This window comes from Pseudomonas marincola (assembly GCF_900682675.2).
Taxonomy (GTDB): Bacteria; Pseudomonadota; Gammaproteobacteria; order Pseudomonadales; family Pseudomonadaceae; genus Aquipseudomonas; species Aquipseudomonas marincola.
In genome coordinates this window covers 113,536-131,642 of record NZ_LR215729.2, presented here as the reverse complement: position 1 = coordinate 131,642, position 18,107 = coordinate 113,536, and the positions used below count along the sequence as shown (strand labels likewise).

General features: G+C 54.8%; 7 protein-coding genes, 2 tRNA genes and 2 rRNA genes. All 11 read right to left on the bottom strand.

Features of this window, described 5'->3' with window-relative positions:
* Window positions 1-95 precede the first annotated feature (95 nt).
* The 11 genes from PMYSY11_RS00555 to PMYSY11_RS00505 all read right to left on the bottom strand — a co-directional run bounded on the left by PMYSY11_RS00555 (window position 96) and on the right by PMYSY11_RS00505 (window position 17,904).
* A 23S ribosomal RNA gene (locus PMYSY11_RS00555) occupies window positions 96-2,985 on the bottom strand.
* Window positions 2,986-3,242: 257 nt separating this feature from the next.
* Window positions 3,243-3,318 (bottom strand) — tRNA-Ala (locus tag PMYSY11_RS00550).
* 90 nt (window positions 3,319-3,408) lie between these two features.
* A tRNA-Ile gene (locus PMYSY11_RS00545) sits at window positions 3,409-3,485 on the bottom strand.
* A 168-nt stretch (window positions 3,486-3,653) separates the two neighbouring features.
* Window positions 3,654-5,188 (bottom strand): 16S ribosomal RNA (locus tag PMYSY11_RS00540).
* Together the 16S and 23S rRNA genes with 2 tRNA genes alongside form the textbook arrangement of a ribosomal RNA operon.
* 604 nt (window positions 5,189-5,792) lie before the next feature.
* On the bottom strand, window positions 5,793-7,163 hold the full coding sequence (pelG, locus tag PMYSY11_RS00535) for an exopolysaccharide Pel transporter PelG (RefSeq protein WP_150548035.1): 1,371 nt from the start codon (window positions 7,161-7,163) through the stop codon (window positions 5,793-5,795).
* A gap of 1 nt (window position 7,164) precedes the next feature.
* Window positions 7,165-8,694 (bottom strand): GT4 family glycosyltransferase PelF, encoded by a 1,530-nt coding sequence (gene pelF, locus PMYSY11_RS00530; protein WP_090512695.1) that lies wholly within the window; start codon window positions 8,692-8,694, stop codon window positions 7,165-7,167.
* Window positions 8,691-9,680: a HEAT repeat domain-containing protein gene (locus PMYSY11_RS00525; RefSeq protein WP_150548034.1), complete on the bottom strand. Its 990-nt coding sequence runs from the start codon at window positions 9,678-9,680 to the stop codon at window positions 8,691-8,693. Before PMYSY11_RS00525 ends, pelF begins: the two co-directional genes overlap by 4 nt.
* A complete protein-coding gene (locus PMYSY11_RS00520; RefSeq protein ID WP_172970647.1) occupies window positions 9,658-11,034 on the bottom strand; it encodes a PelD GGDEF domain-containing protein in 1,377 nt (458 codons plus the stop codon). The genes PMYSY11_RS00525 and PMYSY11_RS00520 overlap by 23 nt, the downstream gene beginning before the upstream one ends.
* Window positions 11,034-11,552, bottom strand: a complete 519-nt coding sequence (locus PMYSY11_RS00515) for a penicillin-binding protein activator LpoB (RefSeq protein WP_069900805.1) — start codon at window positions 11,550-11,552, stop codon at window positions 11,034-11,036. The genes PMYSY11_RS00520 and PMYSY11_RS00515 overlap by 1 nt, the downstream gene beginning before the upstream one ends.
* Window positions 11,553-11,579: 27 nt before the next feature.
* Entirely contained in the window at window positions 11,580-15,191 is a 3,612-nt protein-coding gene (locus tag PMYSY11_RS00510) for a tetratricopeptide repeat protein (RefSeq protein ID WP_150548032.1), read from the bottom strand.
* Window positions 15,169-17,904, bottom strand: a complete 2,736-nt coding sequence (locus PMYSY11_RS00505) for a bifunctional glycoside hydrolase/polysaccharide deacetylase family protein (protein ID WP_420830068.1) — start codon at window positions 17,902-17,904, stop codon at window positions 15,169-15,171. The genes PMYSY11_RS00510 and PMYSY11_RS00505 overlap by 23 nt, the downstream gene beginning before the upstream one ends.
* Window positions 17,905-18,107: the final 203 nt, after the last annotated feature.

The window sequence follows — 18,107 nt, the reverse complement described above, 5'->3', positions numbered from 1 at the left end:
TGCTTCGAATCGGGTATGTGATGTTTTGTAGTTTCGCAAACTTTCGGTGTTTCTACTTCCAGAGACACACAAACATCAAATTGTTTGGGTGTTATATGGTCAAGCCTCACGGGCAATTAGTATGGGTTAGCTCAACGCCTCACAGCGCTTACACACCCCACCTATCAACGTCGTAGTCTTCGACGGCCCTTTAGGGAACTCAAGGTTCCAGTGAGATCTCATCTTAAGGCAAGTTTCCCGCTTAGATGCTTTCAGCGGTTATCTTTTCCGAACATAGCTACCCGGCAATGCCACTGGCGTGACAACCGGAACACCAGAGGTTCGTCCACTCCGGTCCTCTCGTACTAGGAGCAGCCCTCTCAAATCTCAAACGTCCACGGCAGATAGGGACCGAACTGTCTCACGACGTTCTAAACCCAGCTCGCGTACCACTTTAAATGGCGAACAGCCATACCCTTGGGACCGGCTTCAGCCCCAGGATGTGATGAGCCGACATCGAGGTGCCAAACACCGCCGTCGATATGAACTCTTGGGCGGTATCAGCCTGTTATCCCCGGAGTACCTTTTATCCGTTGAGCGATGGCCCTTCCATACAGAACCACCGGATCACTAAGACCTACTTTCGTACCTGCTCGACGTGTCTGTCTCGCAGTCAAGCGCGCTTTTGCCTTTATACTCTACGACCGATTTCCGACCGGTCTGAGCGCACCTTCGTACTCCTCCGTTACTCTTTAGGAGGAGACCGCCCCAGTCAAACTACCCACCATACACTGTCCTCGATCCGGATGACGGACCAGAGTTAGAACCTCAAGGTTACCAGGGTGGTATTTCAAGGATGGCTCCACGCGAACTGGCGTCCACGCTTCAAAGCCTCCCACCTATCCTACACAAGTAAACTCAAAGTCCAGTGCAAAGCTATAGTAAAGGTTCACGGGGTCTTTCCGTCTAGCCGCGGATACACTGCATCTTCACAGCGATTTCAATTTCACTGAGTCTCGGGTGGAGACAGCGCCGCCATCGTTACGCCATTCGTGCAGGTCGGAACTTACCCGACAAGGAATTTCGCTACCTTAGGACCGTTATAGTTACGGCCGCCGTTTACCGGGGCTTCGATCAAGAGCTTCGCGTTAGCTAACCCCATCAATTAACCTTCCGGCACCGGGCAGGCGTCACACCCTATACGTCCACTTTCGTGTTTGCAGAGTGCTGTGTTTTTAATAAACAGTCGCAGCGGCCTGGTATCTTCGACCGGCATGTGCTTACGGGGTAAACCCTTCACACTCACCGGCGCACCTTCTCCCGAAGTTACGGTGCCATTTTGCCTAGTTCCTTCACCCGAGTTCTCTCAAGCGCCTTGGTATTCTCTACCTAACCACCTGTGTCGGTTTGGGGTACGGTTCCTAATTACCTGAAGCTTAGAAGCTTTTCCTGGAAGCATGGCATCAACCACTTCGTCGTCTAAAAGACAACTCGTCATCAGTTCTCGGCCTTAAGATCCCGGATTTACCTAAGATCTCAGCCTACTACCTTAAACACGGACAACCAACGCCGTGCTGGCCTAGCCTTCTCCGTCCCTCCATCGCAGTAATTAGAAGTACGGGAATATTAACCCGTTTCCCATCGATTACGCATTTCTGCCTCACCTTAGGGGCCGACTCACCCTGCGTCGATTAACGTTGCGCAGGAAACCTTGGTCTTTCGGCGTGCGAGTTTTTCACTCGCATTGTCGTTACTCATGTCAGCATTCGCACTTCTGATACCTCCAGCAAGCTTCTCAACTCACCTTCACAGGCTTACAGAACGCTCCTCTACCGCTCATCCAAAGGATGAACCCGTAGCTTCGGTGTATGGTTTGAGCCCCGTTACATCTTCCGCGCAGGCCGACTCGACTAGTGAGCTATTACGCTTTCTTTAAAGGGTGGCTGCTTCTAAGCCAACCTCCTAGCTGTCTAAGCCTTCCCACATCGTTTCCCACTTAACCATAACTTTGGGACCTTAGCTGACGGTCTGGGTTGTTTCCCTTTTCACGACGGACGTTAGCACCCGCCGTGTGTCTCCCGTGCTGACACTTGCTGGTATTCGGAGTTTGCATCGGTTTTGGTAAGTCGGGATGACCCCTAGCCGAAACAGTGCTCTACCCCAGCAGTGATACACGAGGCGCTACCTAAATAGCTTTCGAGGAGAACCAGCTATCTCCGAGCTTGATTAGCCTTTCACTCCGATCCACAGGTCATCCGCTAACTTTTCAACGGTAGTCGGTTCGGTCCTCCAGTCAGTGTTACCTAACCTTCAACCTGCCCATGGATAGATCGCCCGGTTTCGGGTCTATTCCCAGCGACTAAACGCCCTATTAAGACTCGCTTTCGCTACGCCTCCCCTATTCGGTTAAGCTTGCCACTGAAAATAAGTCGCTGACCCATTATACAAAAGGTACGCAGTCACAGAACAAAGTCTGCTCCCACTGCTTGTACGCATACGGTTTCAGGATCTATTTCACTCCCCTCTCCGGGGTTCTTTTCGCCTTTCCCTCACGGTACTAGTTCACTATCGGTCAGTCAGTAGTATTTAGCCTTGGAGGATGGTCCCCCCATATTCAGACAAAGTTTCTCGTGCTCCGTCCTACTCGATTTCACTTCTAAGATCCTTTCGCGTACAGGGCTATCACCCACTATGGCCGCACTTTCCAGAGCGTTCCGCTAAAATCAAAGAAGCTTAAGGGCTAGTCCCCGTTCGCTCGCCACTACTAAGGGAATCTCGGTTGATTTCTATTCCTCAGGGTACTTAGATGTTTCAGTTCCCCTGGTTCGCCTCTTACACCTATGTATTCAGTGCAAGATACCTAACTTATGCTAGGTGGGTTCCCCCATTCAGACATCTCCGGATCAAAGGTTATTTGCCACCTCCCCGAAGCTTTTCGCAGGCTATCACGTCTTTCATCGCCTCTGACTGCCAAGGCATCCACCGTATGCGCTTCTTCACTTGACCATATAACCCCAAGCAATCTGGTTATTGTCTCTAACGTGAAGTAGACATTCGCCGAAAATTTGCAATTGAGAACTACAAATTTTACCTTGACCAAATTAATTACCAGTGAAAGTAATCAATTAGTCACTTCTATCACATACCCAAATTTTTAAAGAACGATTTTTTCTAGTCAAAGACCAGAAATCAACATTCAGCTACTTAATGTAGGAATGCTCATTTCTGAACACTAACGAGACGCGGATCAAGCAATTACATAATGGTGGAGCCAAGCGGGATCGAACCGCTGACCTCCTGCGTGCAAGGCAGGCGCTCTCCCAGCTGAGCTATGGCCCCATGATACGGATTTTATTCAGAACAAGGCACTTGGTTGCGCCGTGTAGTACAACTACACAAGTAACCAAGTAACGCTGTGCTGGATAAAATTGGTGGGTCTGGGCAGATTCGAACTGCCGACCTCACCCTTATCAGGGGTGCGCTCTAACCAACTGAGCTACAGACCCAGAATCTGGGTTGCTGCAAGCCGACCTCACCCTGCTCTTTACCTACAAAGCATGGGGCGCGCTCTAACCAACTGAGCACTCATCGACATGAGGCTTTTCACCTAATCGTCTTCTTCAATGAATCAAGCAATTCGTGTGGGAGCTTATAAGGAAGCTGATGTCGTCGATTAAGGAGGTGATCCAGCCGCAGGTTCCCCTACGGCTACCTTGTTACGACTTCACCCCAGTCATGAATCACACCGTGGTAACCGTCCCCCTTGCGGTTAGACTAGCTACTTCTGGTGCAACCCACTCCCATGGTGTGACGGGCGGTGTGTACAAGGCCCGGGAACGTATTCACCGTGACATTCTGATTCACGATTACTAGCGATTCCGACTTCACGCAGTCGAGTTGCAGACTGCGATCCGGACTACGATCGGTTTTATGGGATTAGCTCCACCTCGCGGCTAGCAACCCTTTGTACCGACCATTGTAGCACGTGTGTAGCCCTGGCCGTAAGGGCCATGATGACTTGACGTCATCCCCACCTTCCTCCGGTTTGTCACCGGCAGTCTCCTTAGAGTTCCCACCATAACGTGCTGGTAACTAAGGACAAGGGTTGCGCTCGTTACGGGACTTAACCCAACATCTCACGACACGAGCTGACGACAGCCATGCAGCACCTGTGTCTGAGTTCCCGAAGGCACCAATCCATCTCTGGAAAGTTCTCAGCATGTCAAGGCCAGGTAAGGTTCTTCGCGTTGCTTCGAATTAAACCACATGCTCCACCGCTTGTGCGGGCCCCGTCAATTCATTTGAGTTTTAACCTTGCGGTCGTACTCCCCAGGCGGACAACTTAAAGCGTTAGCTGCGCCACTGAATTCTCAAGGAATCCAACGGCTAGTTGACATCGTTTACGGCGTGGACTACCAGGGTATCTAATCCTGTTTGCTCCCCACGCTTTCGCACCTCAGCGTCAGTATCAGTCCAGGTGGTCGCCTTCGCCACTGGTGTTCCTTCCTATATCTACGCATTTCACCGCTACACAGGAAATTCCACCACCCTCTACTGTACTCTAGCTTGCCAGTTTTGGATGCAGTTCCCAGGTTGAGCCCGGGGCTTTCACATCCAACTTAACAAACCGCCTACGCGCGCTTTACGCCCAGTAATTCCGAACAACGCTTGCACCCTCCGTATTACCGCGGCTGCTGGCACGAAGTTAGCCGGTGCTTATTCTGTTGGTAACGTCAAAACCGCAGGATATTAGCCTACAGCCCTTCCTCCCAACTTAAAGTGCTTTACAATCCGAAGACCTTCTTCACACACGCGGCATGGCTGGATCAGGCTTTCGCCCATTGTCCAATATTCCCCACTGCTGCCTCCCGTAGGAGTCTGGACCGTGTCTCAGTTCCAGTGTGACTGATCATCCTCTCAGACCAGTTACGGATCGTCGCCTTGGTGAGCCATTACCTCACCAACTAGCTAATCCGACCTAGGCTCATCTGATAGCGCAAGGCCCGAAGGTCCCCTGCTTTCTCCCGTAGGACGTACGCGGTATTAGCGTTCCTTTCGGAACGTTATCCCCCACTACCAGGCAGATTCCTAGGCATTACTCACCCGTCCGCCGCTGAATCCAGGAGCAAGCTCCCTTCATCCGCTCGACTTGCATGTGTTAGGCCTGCCGCCAGCGTTCAATCTGAGCCATGATCAAACTCTTCAGTTCAATACTGCTTGGGTTTTGAGAAAACCCTAAACTTGGCTCAGCAATCGCAAAACTTACAAATTAATGTAAGGTAACTCTCGAATTAACGAGTGTTGCTTTGTGATGCTGATAATCTGTTGACTATCAGTCTTACCTCACAAGCACCCACACGAATTGCTTGATTCAGTTGTTAAAGAGTGGTTGGTTAAGTCTTTCGTCTCAACCGAGGCGCGCATTCTACAGCAGCCTCATTTACTGTCAAGCTGTTTTTCGAAGAATTTCTTCAATCTACTCAACCACTTGCGCTTCCGATCAAACCAGCTTCTCGTCAGCGGGAGGCGCATTCTACAGCGTTCAAACTCGCTGTCAACACCTCGTTTTCTACCGCTTTCGATCACCGTGACGATCACTCTAAAAGGCTTTAAAGCCACCCTCCAGAGCTCGGCGCATTCTACACAGCTTTCGCTGCTTTGCAACCCCTCTTTTTAAGCTAACTTCTTGTTTTCTAAGAAGTTTTCCGAGAGGTCGACGCCGGAAGAGGTGCGCATTATAGGCACCTCAGTTTTGCCGTCAAGGGTTTATTGCGGATTTGTTTCAAATAGTGGTTACACCAGGTGCAACCCACCTAACGGCTAAGCATGAAGGTTTCATACTCAAGGTCGTCCAACGAGCTCGATAGCCGCCCCAGCGCCAGCAGTACGCATACCAGCAGCGACAAGGTAAAGCCGTAACCGAAGAAGCTTGGGCCCATATAGATGCTTAACAATGTCAGTGCTGCGTTCATCACCACGAACAGGATGCACAGCTCAAGCACGATCGCGCGCTTGTCCAGGTAGAAGAAGACGTTAAGCAGCGCCATGAACACCACCTGAATACTCACACCCACCACGTCGACGTAAAACAGCGGCAAATAGTGGCTGGACATGCCCAGCCACTCGAGCAGCTGTGGCGCCAACAGGAACAACAGCGTAATGGTCACGCCTTGTACCTTGCAGATTTCGAGCAGGCCCTGACGGATAGACAAGACCATCTGCTCTTTTAACTGAGCCACGTGTTGCAGGGTTTCACCCCCACGAATCGCCGAGTACAGGCGCTCGTTCCATTCGGCAAAATCGGTTTCGATACGCACCAGGAACACGGCCATGCCCGGAATGATGGCCAGGTAGGCCAGGAAGATTGGCAAGTCATATAAGAGAGAGGCACGCATAGGTCCAATGACCTGGCTGGACGTGCTGGGCGTGTACCAGAAGATGAACTTGTCGATCCACACACCGAGGTTGTAGCAGAAGCCGGTAATGAAGAGGCTATAGAACACCCGTCCGCGTTTAACGAAGTCGAAGGCAACCAGCTGCTTGGACGGATACTCGCGAAGAATGTCGAACAGGTACATGAACAACAAACTGGCGTGACCAATAAGGAACGCCAACAACAGGCCTTCAGTTTTCAGAAAGCGCAGCAGTACAGCGCACACCAGCATTAACGAATAACCCAGCACCATGACCATCAGGATGCGGTTATAAGCCTTCATGCCCGAGAGGAAGGTAATAACCAACCACAGATTGCACAGCACCACGAAAATCGAGACGACCAGCAAGCGATAGGTGAACGAAGCATCGAATAGCGTTGCCATCAGCACAAAGGCCAGCAGCCCTGCAATGACAGTAGTCACCAACAACATGCCCACCAGATTGGGCAAGATCGTGTCATTGGCTTTCTTGAACAACTGATCCGATATAAAGCGGGTAAACATCAACTGGATGCCGCCGGTAATAATCAGCGAGCTAGCCATCAAGTAGGTGACGGTGATCAGGAACTGGCGAATGAGCAGCTCCGGCACAACGATGCCAATACTCAACACGCCGATCATCATCACACTGAGAATCGACAACACCCAGGGGCCGGAGCCGATCAGCCCGGCGTATACATAGGCGCGTAAGGTCGAGGTGTAGGAGTCGCGCGAAAGAATCTTGCGCAGTTCAAAGCCAATGCCAGCCATCTTATTGTGCCTCCTTGGCAATAGCTTCAAGGTAAAGGTTGCGATAGCGCTGCAGCATCAAGGTCTCGGTGTAATAGGTGTTAACCCGCTTGAGGCCGACGGCTTGCGCTGCATGCCAACGTTGAGAGTCGCTCAACAGGCCGACAATGGCCTGCGATGTCGCTTGAGGATCGGCAATGGCGACCACTTCCCCCGCAAAACCAAGCGCCCGGTCTTCCCCCGCAGCACCTTCGATCAACTCGCGACACGAGCCCACATCGCTGCTCACCACCGGCGTGCCTGCCGCCCACGCCTCAAGAATCACCAGCGGCTGCGCTTCACTAATAGAGGTCAGCACCATCATGCCGAGATTGGGTAACAGCTCGCGGATGTTCTGGTAGCCGAGAAACTTGACCTTGTCTTGCAGCCCCAGACTCACCACGAGGCTGTGGCATTCGCTGGCGTAATCAGGATCTTCTTCCTCAGGGCCGACAATCCAGCCTTCGGCTTCAGGGATCGCACTGATAACACCGCGCATGGCGCGGATAAAGGTTTTTACGTCCTTGATGGGCACAACACGGCCAACCAAGCCCACCGTCAAGGGAATACCGGCAGGGCGTTGCTCGATCGAGCTGGCCCAAACGTCCATGGCAATCCCATTGGGGATTACCAGCGTGCGCGCAAAGTCCGCACCATCGGCAACCTGACGCTGACGGTTACCGTCATACAAGGCCGTTATTGGATTCGCCGAACGGTAGGCCAACAAACCAATGCGCTCAAAGAAGCGAATCCACAAGCGCCGGACATAGTTCACATCCGAATTGATGCCGGTTTTCAGCGCTTCATCAGGACTTTCGGAGATCCAGTTGGCCTGCGCCAGATCGATCTTGCGCTCCTTGGTGTAGATGCCGTGCTCACTCAGTAAATAGGCGCAGTTCCAGCGGGCCTGCAGAATGCTCCCCAGCAAACCGGCATATCCGGTTGAGATCGAGTGCAAGGCACGCGCACGCGGCATGCGCATGGCGGCCTCGCAGAGCATCATCAACGGCGCCTGCATGGTGCGCACGGTCCAGAAGTAATTGACGAAAGAGGGGTCGCTGCAGTGATGGGTATAACCATCGGTCACAGCGTCCCAACTGGCGCGGCTGTGCAGAACGTCATCGAGTGTCACGCTGCCTGCAGCGAGGATATCCAGCACGCGCGCACCGTCTTCAGGCAATGGCGTGCCGGGATGATGGAAGAACTCGTGCAGTGCATTGATCTCATCCCTGGGCCCTTCACGCTTGGCCGACATAACGGCTCGCCCAGCGGTCCATGAGCTCTCAAGGAAGTGTTCTTCGATGTGCACAACATTGGGCGGGATCGCATATTGTCGCTTGGGATAGGCACTTTTCTGCCCGCCAATGAAGAAAACCGAGAACGTCATCTCGGGAAGCCCGAGGATCAGTTGATTAACCCAGCTGGAAACACCGCCGCGAACATAAGGCCAGGTCCCTTCCAGCAACAGGCAAACATCAGCAATCGGCGCGGTGTCTTGCGCTTTGAACTTCATAACCAGTATCTCGCCAGCTCGGCAAACGGTGGACGCTTCAGGGTTTCGGCCGAAAGCTGGGAAAGGTACATCGGAATATCGGTGTAGCGACCTTGCTGAAACGCAATCTCTGCCTTGAACGGTGCAATCTTTTCCTGCGCCAGACCCGCTGCCTTGGCTGTCAGCAAATGACTGACCGCCTCATCCAGAAAACCCTGCTCCATGGCTATACGGGCCGCCAACAGATGCGCGTCATCACCCACTCCCTGAGCCAAGGCCAACTCCACATGCTCACGCGCTTGGCTCAGTACGTGCTCCAGTACACTGCCCTGCGCCAGTCCCATATAGGCGAGTTCCCAGTACCAGCGAGCCAGCGTCGAATGTAATGGACCATGTTGCTGCTCGGGCGCCGCTTGCAGTTGCGCAAGGGTCTTCTCGATTCGCTGGTTGATCTGGCTTTCCTGCTGATCAAGCATCGAATAGGCCAGCAAACGCACATCATCAGATGGATCGCGCAGGGCCAGTTTGAGAATCGGGATGGAGTCTTTGCCATTCATTCGCCGTGTCGCCATCAGCGCCATGGTGCGGCGCTCAGGGTTCGGCGCGTGACGCAGTACATCCTGCAAGCCGCCATCGTTGAACATCAACTCGCCGCTTGCCTCCTGAGCCCGGAATGGCAAATCCGGCACACCCATTGAGCGCCATACCGACTCTTTTTGCCGACGCGGCAGGTACAGAGCCGGGAACACCGCCAGCACTACGCCCAGCGTTCCGAGAATCGGCATAAAGAAAGACAAGCTGAAGAGCACCAGCGGGCTCCACGGCAATGGAAATTTGTAGCGGGTGGGCAACAACAACCAGACACCGGCGCTCAGCAGCGCGCTGGCCGCTCCATGCGCTGAGATATACAGCAGGGTGGCCTCAACTATTGATAACTTATCGAGGAAAGCGGCAAAGCTGCTGACCTCAAATAATACCGCCCCGCTAAATAGCCACTTGCTGATCATTGATCGCACACTCGTTGAACAGGAAACGCCGCAAACTCTCGCGACCACCTTGGCCGCTGATATCGAACTCGCGGATGTTTATACCTAGCGACTCGAAACTCTGATCCAGACCAAAACGCTCGTGAATGATGCCGTTGAGACGCGTCAGATAACCCTGCCCGCCATCAGCCGAAGTCAGCGGCAACAGCACCAAGACACAGGGATTGCCGCGCTCGTTATCCACCCGCAATTGCACATCGAGGCCACGGCGACTGTCTTCGACCAGACGTAGCAAAGCATCACGGTGCTCACCGGGGCTGGCCTCTATGGCGAACATGTGCGCTTCCAGATCATGCTCGACTGCATCATTGAGAGAACGCTTGAGCTGTTTGCTGAAATCCTGCGCATCCATGTCAGCCAGTTGCAGAGTCTGCTGATCGGTCTGCAGCAAGTCGGCAATGTGCCCGCACAGAATCATCAGCAGGCTCAATACCCGCTGCGTGAAGGCGAAGAACGGCATCTGCTCGACCGCCAACAGGGCGACAATCCGATCTTCGGTGTCTTTCAGCGGTACACACACCTGGTATTGGGAAAACTTGCGATTCTCGCCGCGCTCCATCAGCTCCTCGCGGACACTGACCAGCTGTCCTTGTTTCAGGCACTGGCGCACCAGCAAATCATCTGCCGGCATCGGGCGCACTTCGCCCATGCTGCTCAAAGGCTCAAGCACCACTGAGTGATCAGCGTTGACCTTATGCAGGCTGGCGACCCGGAATGAGCCATATTGCGCGAGTAGCGTAAGAATCGACTCGGAGAGCACCGAAATAGCGGCTTCACCACGAGGCAAATCGCGCATCTTGGCGCGCAAACCCAGCAAGGAACTGCGCAAACTCTGATCGTTGCCCGCAACGCGTTTTTCGAGACGGTCATGGGAAATGCGCAGGATATAGTGCGCCCGCGTGAACTCATCAAGGCGCAGCTGACGGTATTCGTTAGCCAGATCGAGACGCTCTACGCGCCGCTCCCAAATGTCACGAAACTCACCAATCAGCATCGTGCTGATCATCACGCCCACCACAAATGACGCCGGCAGCTCGGCATACAGGCCCAAGCCACTGGCCCGGTATGCAAACAGCGCAGCCACCAGAATCAGCGCACTAATCAACCCGCGCATGAAGCCGTAGCGCACCGCCAGCAGCAATGGGGCAAGAATCAGCCATGGGAACGTGCCGTAAACCAGCAGCGGATCGGCGGGTGACAACCAATAGCCCAGCGCGATAACGACCACGCTGAGCAAAATGGTTTCAATCCAGGAGACCTGACCACTGGCGCGTGGCGCCAGGACAAAGTCCTTGTGAGCAGACTCAGTTGCCATTATTCAACCTGCAATTCGCCGACCAATTCGCGGAGTACTTTCTGCGTGGTACCGGACAGACTTTCGCGTGACCAACCCGCGCGAGCGCCACTGTTGCTCCAGAGCACACGCCCTGTTGCCGGCTCCAACACCTGCAGGCTCAGCCCGACCGCTGGCTCGCCGTCCAGGCCGCTCTTGTACTGCCATTCTTCAACGCTGCCGCTGATGACATAATCCAGGCCTTCTTTACGTGCCCAGTTGAGGGCTTCGTCCAGTCGGGCGCGGTCATCCAACAGCGGCAGCTCGCTTTGCACACCTGCCGGATAAAGGCGCGGATGCAAGCCCTCTTCCGACAGCACGCTGAGCAAAATTTGCTCACTGCGCTGACCGGCTTGCGGAGTCTGCGAATAGTTGACCATTGGCAGCACGCCCCACTGAGCCGCGCGCGGGAACACCTGACCATCTGGGCTGGTGAAACTCGAACAGCCCGAGACAGCTACAACCACAGCCAACAAAGCCAGCTTACGAATACTCAACATTGTCAGTTCCTCCATTTAAATCGTTGTTCAGCGCCCAAAGCGGGAGCTGTAAGTAATTGCTGCCGTACCGCCCGGCTCGCCATTGCCGTTTTGCGGTGCCGACTGATAGCCCATGGAAAATGCCAGCTCATCATCGCCCAGCACTTCCACACCGACGCCGGTGCTAACGGCGTAGTTGATGTCTTGCTCGACCCACTGCCAACCGGCCTGCAGATCAACAAACCAGGTGAATTGCGGGTGGCTGCGGTTCAATGAACCGGGCAAGCCCCGCTGCCAGCTAGTCCCCAGATAGAGTTGGCCATAACGTTCTTCCAGTAAGGTCTCCGGCGTTGCGTCATCAACCGCCAAAGCGCCGCCAAGCGGAATGAAGAAGTCATCACCGTTGTCGTTGACCACCTCTTTGCGCACCAGCAGATCATCCGGCAGGCTGTCTTCCAGATTGTTGCGTTGATACGTCACGCCGCCACGAACAAACCAGGCTGGCCCCTCGAAGAACAACGCATGGTTCAATTCAAGGTTGTAGTTCTGGCCGCGGCCGATGTCATCGCCCTGACGGGTCTGATAATGCTGCTGGCCAATCGACCAGGAGAGCTGGTCACGCGGCGTAAGGCTGTGCTGGCCGCCAATGGTCAGACCATCACGCATGCCCAGCGCCCGGAGCAGCCCTGTTTCATCCGCTTCGCGGTGATAATCGAGATCGACGCGCAGCACATCACGCGATGTCAGCTGCAGGGTGCGAAATAGTCCAAAACCGAAGCGGTCTTCGTCATCACGCCAGCTGTTGTCGGAGGTGATACCCAGCAAACCATCACGCAGCGTGCGCTGTAGCGACAATTCAGCGTTGCGCTCAGTACCGATCACACTGGAATCGAGGCTTGAAGAGTCATAACGCCCCTCTGCCATATCCAGCCGCGCGTACCAGTCATCATTGAGATTGCGAGCAATGGCGCCGCGCGCGCCCTCAAATTTCAACCCACCGAAGTCCTCGCTTTTCCAGCCCAGTTGTGCGCCCTGCGGCGTGCGCTCCAGCATGCTGGTCGCTGTAGCCCTGAGCTGATGACTGATATCTTGCGGGTATACATCAGAGATATGGCTGAGCGCGAATGCATTAGCCCGGCCTTCTTCGCCTAGCGCTGCGAGGACTTCAACCTGCTGTAATGGGTCGAGCCCGCCCTTGTCCAGCTCGGTCTGCAACATTGGACGATTAACCGTACGCAGCGCTTGTGCCAATTGCTCATAACGCTCGATCTGCAAGCCCTGGCCCCGCGCCCAGCCGGCCCAGTTCGAAGCGATATCGGCCTGGCCGTTAGCACTCAGCTGTGCGGTGAAGTACTCGTACCAGATTTGCAGCATGGCTTTTGAGTCGCCGCGCCCTTGAGCCGCCTGCAGACTGGCAGCACCCGGAGACTGGGAACTGCTCAGCAGGCGAAGATAGGTGCGCAGGGTTTCCGGTTCAGCCGGCAGAGGCTGCTCCTGCAGTTGCTTGAGCAAGCGGGTGCGCAATCGCAGCGATGCGTCCTTATAACCCGCCGAATCAAGGGCATCGGCGTAGGTGGCATTTGCCAGAAGGTCGTTCGGATTACCTTGCAGGTACAGCTTCAACCAACCCAGCGCCCGCTCGTTACGGTTGAGCATCAGGTTGGCACTGGCGAATGGCAGCCACATGATGCCATCGGCGCGGGCAATCATTTGCCACTTGGCCAACGACTGCTGAATGTCTTCGCGCCGGCCCTGCTCGATGTAGAGCCACATCAGTTGCTCACGGTAAATGTTTTGTTCCGGGAAACGACTTAGCGCCTGCGCGTAGATACGCTCTGCAGCAGCAATATCGCCTGCACGCATAGCTAGCACCGCCCGTGCGTTCCAGAGAACCGGCAACTTCTCGGTGCCCGGAACTTTCTGTGCGCCTTCAACCAACGCCGCGTATTGTTCCCAGTCACCCAGCTTTTCAGCCAGATCCAGCGCACTGACCAGACGATCCGGTTTGTGCCGGGCATTCCAGAATTCAACCAGCAATGCCAAAGCCTTTTGCGGGTTCGAGGTCTGATAAATGGTCAGCAGTTGTTCGCGGTCAGAGCTGTAGAGTGGCGAACCCAATGCCAGCAGACGCTCGTAAGAATCCTGGGTGTCCTGATCGTTTTCGGTAATCCAGGCAAGCTCCGCCCGAACACGCCAGTACTCGGGATCAGTGATCTTCTCGGCATTCGCGTTTTTGGCAGCCATCACGCGCCAGGCGGCATCTTCGTCAAACAGCTTCCAGTGTGTTTGCGCCCAGCTAACACGGTCGGCCGGGGACAAACCAAAGCGCTTGTCGAGTTGCGCCCACGCCTCGGTTTCGGCCTTGAATTGCTGAGTACGCTCAAGCAATTGCTGCAAACGCACCCATGCCAACTGCTGATTCGGCTGCGCCTTGAGGTAGCTGCGCAGCCATTGTTCTTCTTCTTCGGGCTCACCCAGCGACTCGTAGCTATAGACGAGAGCGTCCAACTCTTCCGTCGTCAGTTGACGCATCTCGCTGAGCGTCACCAGCAAGGGGATGGCCCGTTCAAACTCGAACAACTGCGCCGCCAGACGCCAAGAGTGCTCGCGAATGGCCGGATCTTCTTCCAGAGCGAGCAAGCGCTCCCAATAGTCCAGCGCCTCGACTGATTGACCAACCCATTCACCCAGCATGCCCATGGTGCGCAGCAGCTCCGGATTTTCCGGGTCGTTATCCACCAGCATATTGCCTAACGGCCACGCCGCCACAATATCGCCCGAGGCCATGCGCAGATCGAACTCGGCCTTGATGGCTTGCATGTCTTGCGGTTGTTGCTCGCGCCAGAGCTGAACAAACTTCTCGGCCAGATCGTAACGATTGCTGCCCAGCGCGGCATGGAAGCCCTCATCCAGCAGGATCGAGTCATCGCCGCTGAGCTCAGACAAATGCTCAGCCAGAAACTCCGCTGCCTGACTTTCCCGACCCGCTCCGCGCAGGGCCATAACCGCTTGCTGAATCAAATCGAGACGCTTTTCGGCAACCTGCTCATCTGCCAGCAATTGTTGATAGATCAGCGCAGCACGCTCGGACTCAGACGCCGCCATGTGCCACTTCGCCGCCTCGGTCAGCCACTCGGTCTTTTTCTCGGGCTCACGCGCGGCCAAGACTTCATATATCGGCGCGGCAACAACCGGCGCGCCGAGCGCGAGGGCATATGTAGCTTCACGCCGGAGTTGCTCTGGGGTAAGGCTGTCGAGCGACAGCGCCTGCATGCGTGCAACCAGTTCGGCGCCGGTCTTGGCCGGAACACCGCCGCTCAAAGACAACGCTTGCAACGTGTCGAGCTCAAGCGCGAGGAAATCTTTAAGGCCATCACTGGACTGCGGCAACTCTTGAATATGCCGGCGTGCAGCGTCGTAATTACCAAGCTCGATCAGTTGGCCGATGAGCTTTTCGCGAAGCGCCTGATTGGTCGGATCAGCCTTTAGCAACAGTTCGGCGTAGTTCACCGAAACAGCGTCGGGCTTGCCGTCATCGGGCAAGAAGGCATCTTTACCGGAAAAACTGACGACCAATAACGCGCCGACTACGACGACAATCAGTAGCAGAATCCATGGGCTCAGCAACCGGGTCTTATTAGCGACAGGTGAGTTGCGCATCTTTCACCTGTTTTTGATCGAGATTGAACTGCCAAAGGCCATTAACTGACTTGGCTGCGTGCTTTTTGCCCGCGACATCCAGTGTACAAGCGCCCTTGGCGCGGACGCTGAACTGCAAGGGGAATTCGCCAGAAAAGGAAATGCGTACGCGCTGATCGTCCTGGTAAGTCCAGCCGGTCAACGGAATATTCGCCTCTTCAAGGGAGGGGCGCGGGTCACGCTTATCACGCAGCGCCAGCAGCGGAAATTCGCTGCTGAAATGCACATAACGCCCCTGCGGCAGATCCCGCACGCCCGCTACACCCTTGGAGCGCGTGAGATCTGGCCAGCCCATTGAGGGATCAATGCGCACGGTGCGCAATTTATCCAGCCCACGAAATTGCCAACTGCCATCGGCGCGCTGCGCCATGCTGGCTTCATACAGGCCATGCATGCGCGGAATGTAATCACTCATCCACAGCGAAATCGGATGTTCGTCCTGCATCGAGCGATAAATCTTATTCATCACTTTAATCGAGGCCTGCTTGGTGCCTGAATAGAAGTGGTAATACAGATGCAGGCCGCGCAAGCGACGTGGCTTATCAGTTAACGCATAAGTCTGTAGCACATCGCGGAAACCGTAATAAGGACCGTGCCAGAGATTGGTATAGATATTTTCGTTGATTACCGGCGCGTAGTACTGCACGCCGCCCGCACTTGGCTTGATCAGCGGCGACAAGTTGGTCAGCGAAGGGAAGGCATTGGTCAGCGCCGTGTTGCCGCCGTTCACGTTGGCCAGTCCTTTGTCGTAGGCCAGCTTGACGGTGGCGGCATCGGGGATTGCATCGCCCGACCAGAAAATCATTTTCACCGGTTTATCAGGCGTAGTCAGGCGCTCGTTGATGTAGTCGGTAGAGCCGATTACCTCGCGCTTGAAGTCAATTTTCTTGTAGCCGGGAATGGCCATCATGAAGCCGTATTCAGGATCGAATTTTTCGCTGTTGCGCGCATCATCCGGCCGCCAGAAAAACGGGTGACTAAAGGTGTGAGTGGCGACCTCGACTTTGTCTTCGGCAAAAATCTTGCGCGCAATCGGCTCTAATTGGGCAGACAAGAACGGGTACATGCCTTTCGGGCCGACTTCCCCTTCAATGACCGAAACCGAGGTCAAAAATGGATGAGGCTGAATAAACGACTTGAGCACTTCCTCACCGGAATACGGGCTGCCCGGCACCTCTGCACGCGAGACGAAACCATCGCCGTCGATATGCACGGTCGCCACGCGACGACCGTTCTCGGTGGTCACATCAGGGCGCGGCAGGGTTTGCAGCTTCAAGGTGCGCTGGACGAATTTGAAAGGATCAATAATCCAACGCTTCTGATCCGGAATCGCCTCGAATACAAAGGGGCTCAGTGCAATGCCGCCCCAATCGCCGAGAGCGACCGGGTTGTATTGATTGTCCTGGTCGTGAACGGTCAACGCTGGCTTGGGGCCATCCTCCAGAACACTGATTGAAGCCAATTCACGCGTGCGCATTTTCACCGGCGCTTCGAAGCTGCCAAGCAAGGTTTTGTCATAACTGCCAAGCGTCGCGCTCTTGCTGATAACCTCGTTGCTTAACTGCAAACCCAGACGACGCAAAAGCTGCGGGTCGCCAATGGGCAAACCCTGCATAAAAGCCAACGGCACATGTTCATCAAGGCGCTGATTGATCCACTTGTTGAATACGCTGGAGTTCACCGGTGGCCCGGTATTCATCCAGGTAATAACGCCGGCGTAGAGGCCGGCGGCAGGCACTTCAGGCAACTCATCGGCCGGGATGTAGTCAACCCGGTAGCCCATGTATTCAAGGAGGCCGCCGAGAATGTTGAACCCGGTCGACTGATAGAGCATGCCTTCGCGCAAGTCGTAAATCAGGGCGATACGCCTGGGTGTCACCTCAATCGAACTGATGCCCAGGTAATTCAGGTCCGGCATTGTCACGAACGGAATAAAGCCTTCACGCTGCAACTTGGCTGCCAGCTTGCGCGCCTCATCGCGGCGCTCGGCAGGTAGATAATCGATCGCTACAAGCGGGATGCCTTGCTCACGCAGCGGCTTGAGATGCCCCTCCAACCATTCACGGTCACTGGCCGGCACTTCACGGTAAGTGCGTTTGTCCGGGTTCCAGCCAGCATGGATCGATTCGACCGCTACAGCGGCTGCAACACCCGGCAACTCCGGCAAGACTTCGAAGCCGCGGTTGAAGAACAATTTGAGATCGGGCTCTTGCCTGGCCAACTGCTTGAGGAAGTCGCGCAAGGCAATACGCTCAGCTTCTTGTTGATCTTTGGGCAGCAACTGGAAGCTATCGAGGGTGTCGAGGAACAGACCGCTGTAACCCTGTGCTTTTAAGGCCTTGGCCCGGGCCAACAGGTGGCGCTGCCAAACATCAGAGCTGAGCCGCATAACCTGGCTTTGCCACGCCTCGTTGCGCGTCGGGCTGGCGCCATTTTGCAGCCCTTGATTTTCTGGCTCATCGAGGTCGCCATCGAATTCGCCAACAGAAAGGTAAGCAAAAGGCTGCGAGCCTTGGTCGCGCAAATATTTGACGTTGGCGCTGGTCAAGTGTGCCGGCTCGACTACGCTCCAATCGAACTGAGCGAGTTCGGCCAGTGGCGGCGAGTCGGCGTACCAGAACACCACGCTCTTCGGTGCCTGCGGCTGAGCCAGCGCACTACCGGTAAAAAGCACGCAGCAGCATGCCAAAAGGTGCCGTCTCTTACTGATTAAAGTAAGCGGGATTTGGACCAATGAGGAGAGAAATGAAGCGGTGAAGATCACGAAGGACCGAATACAGCAATACCTAAACATCCACAGCCCTGTAGGATTATTCTGACGACCAAGTAGTCAGAATAGTAAGTATTTGCGTAGGCGTGAAATTAAATTATTAATAA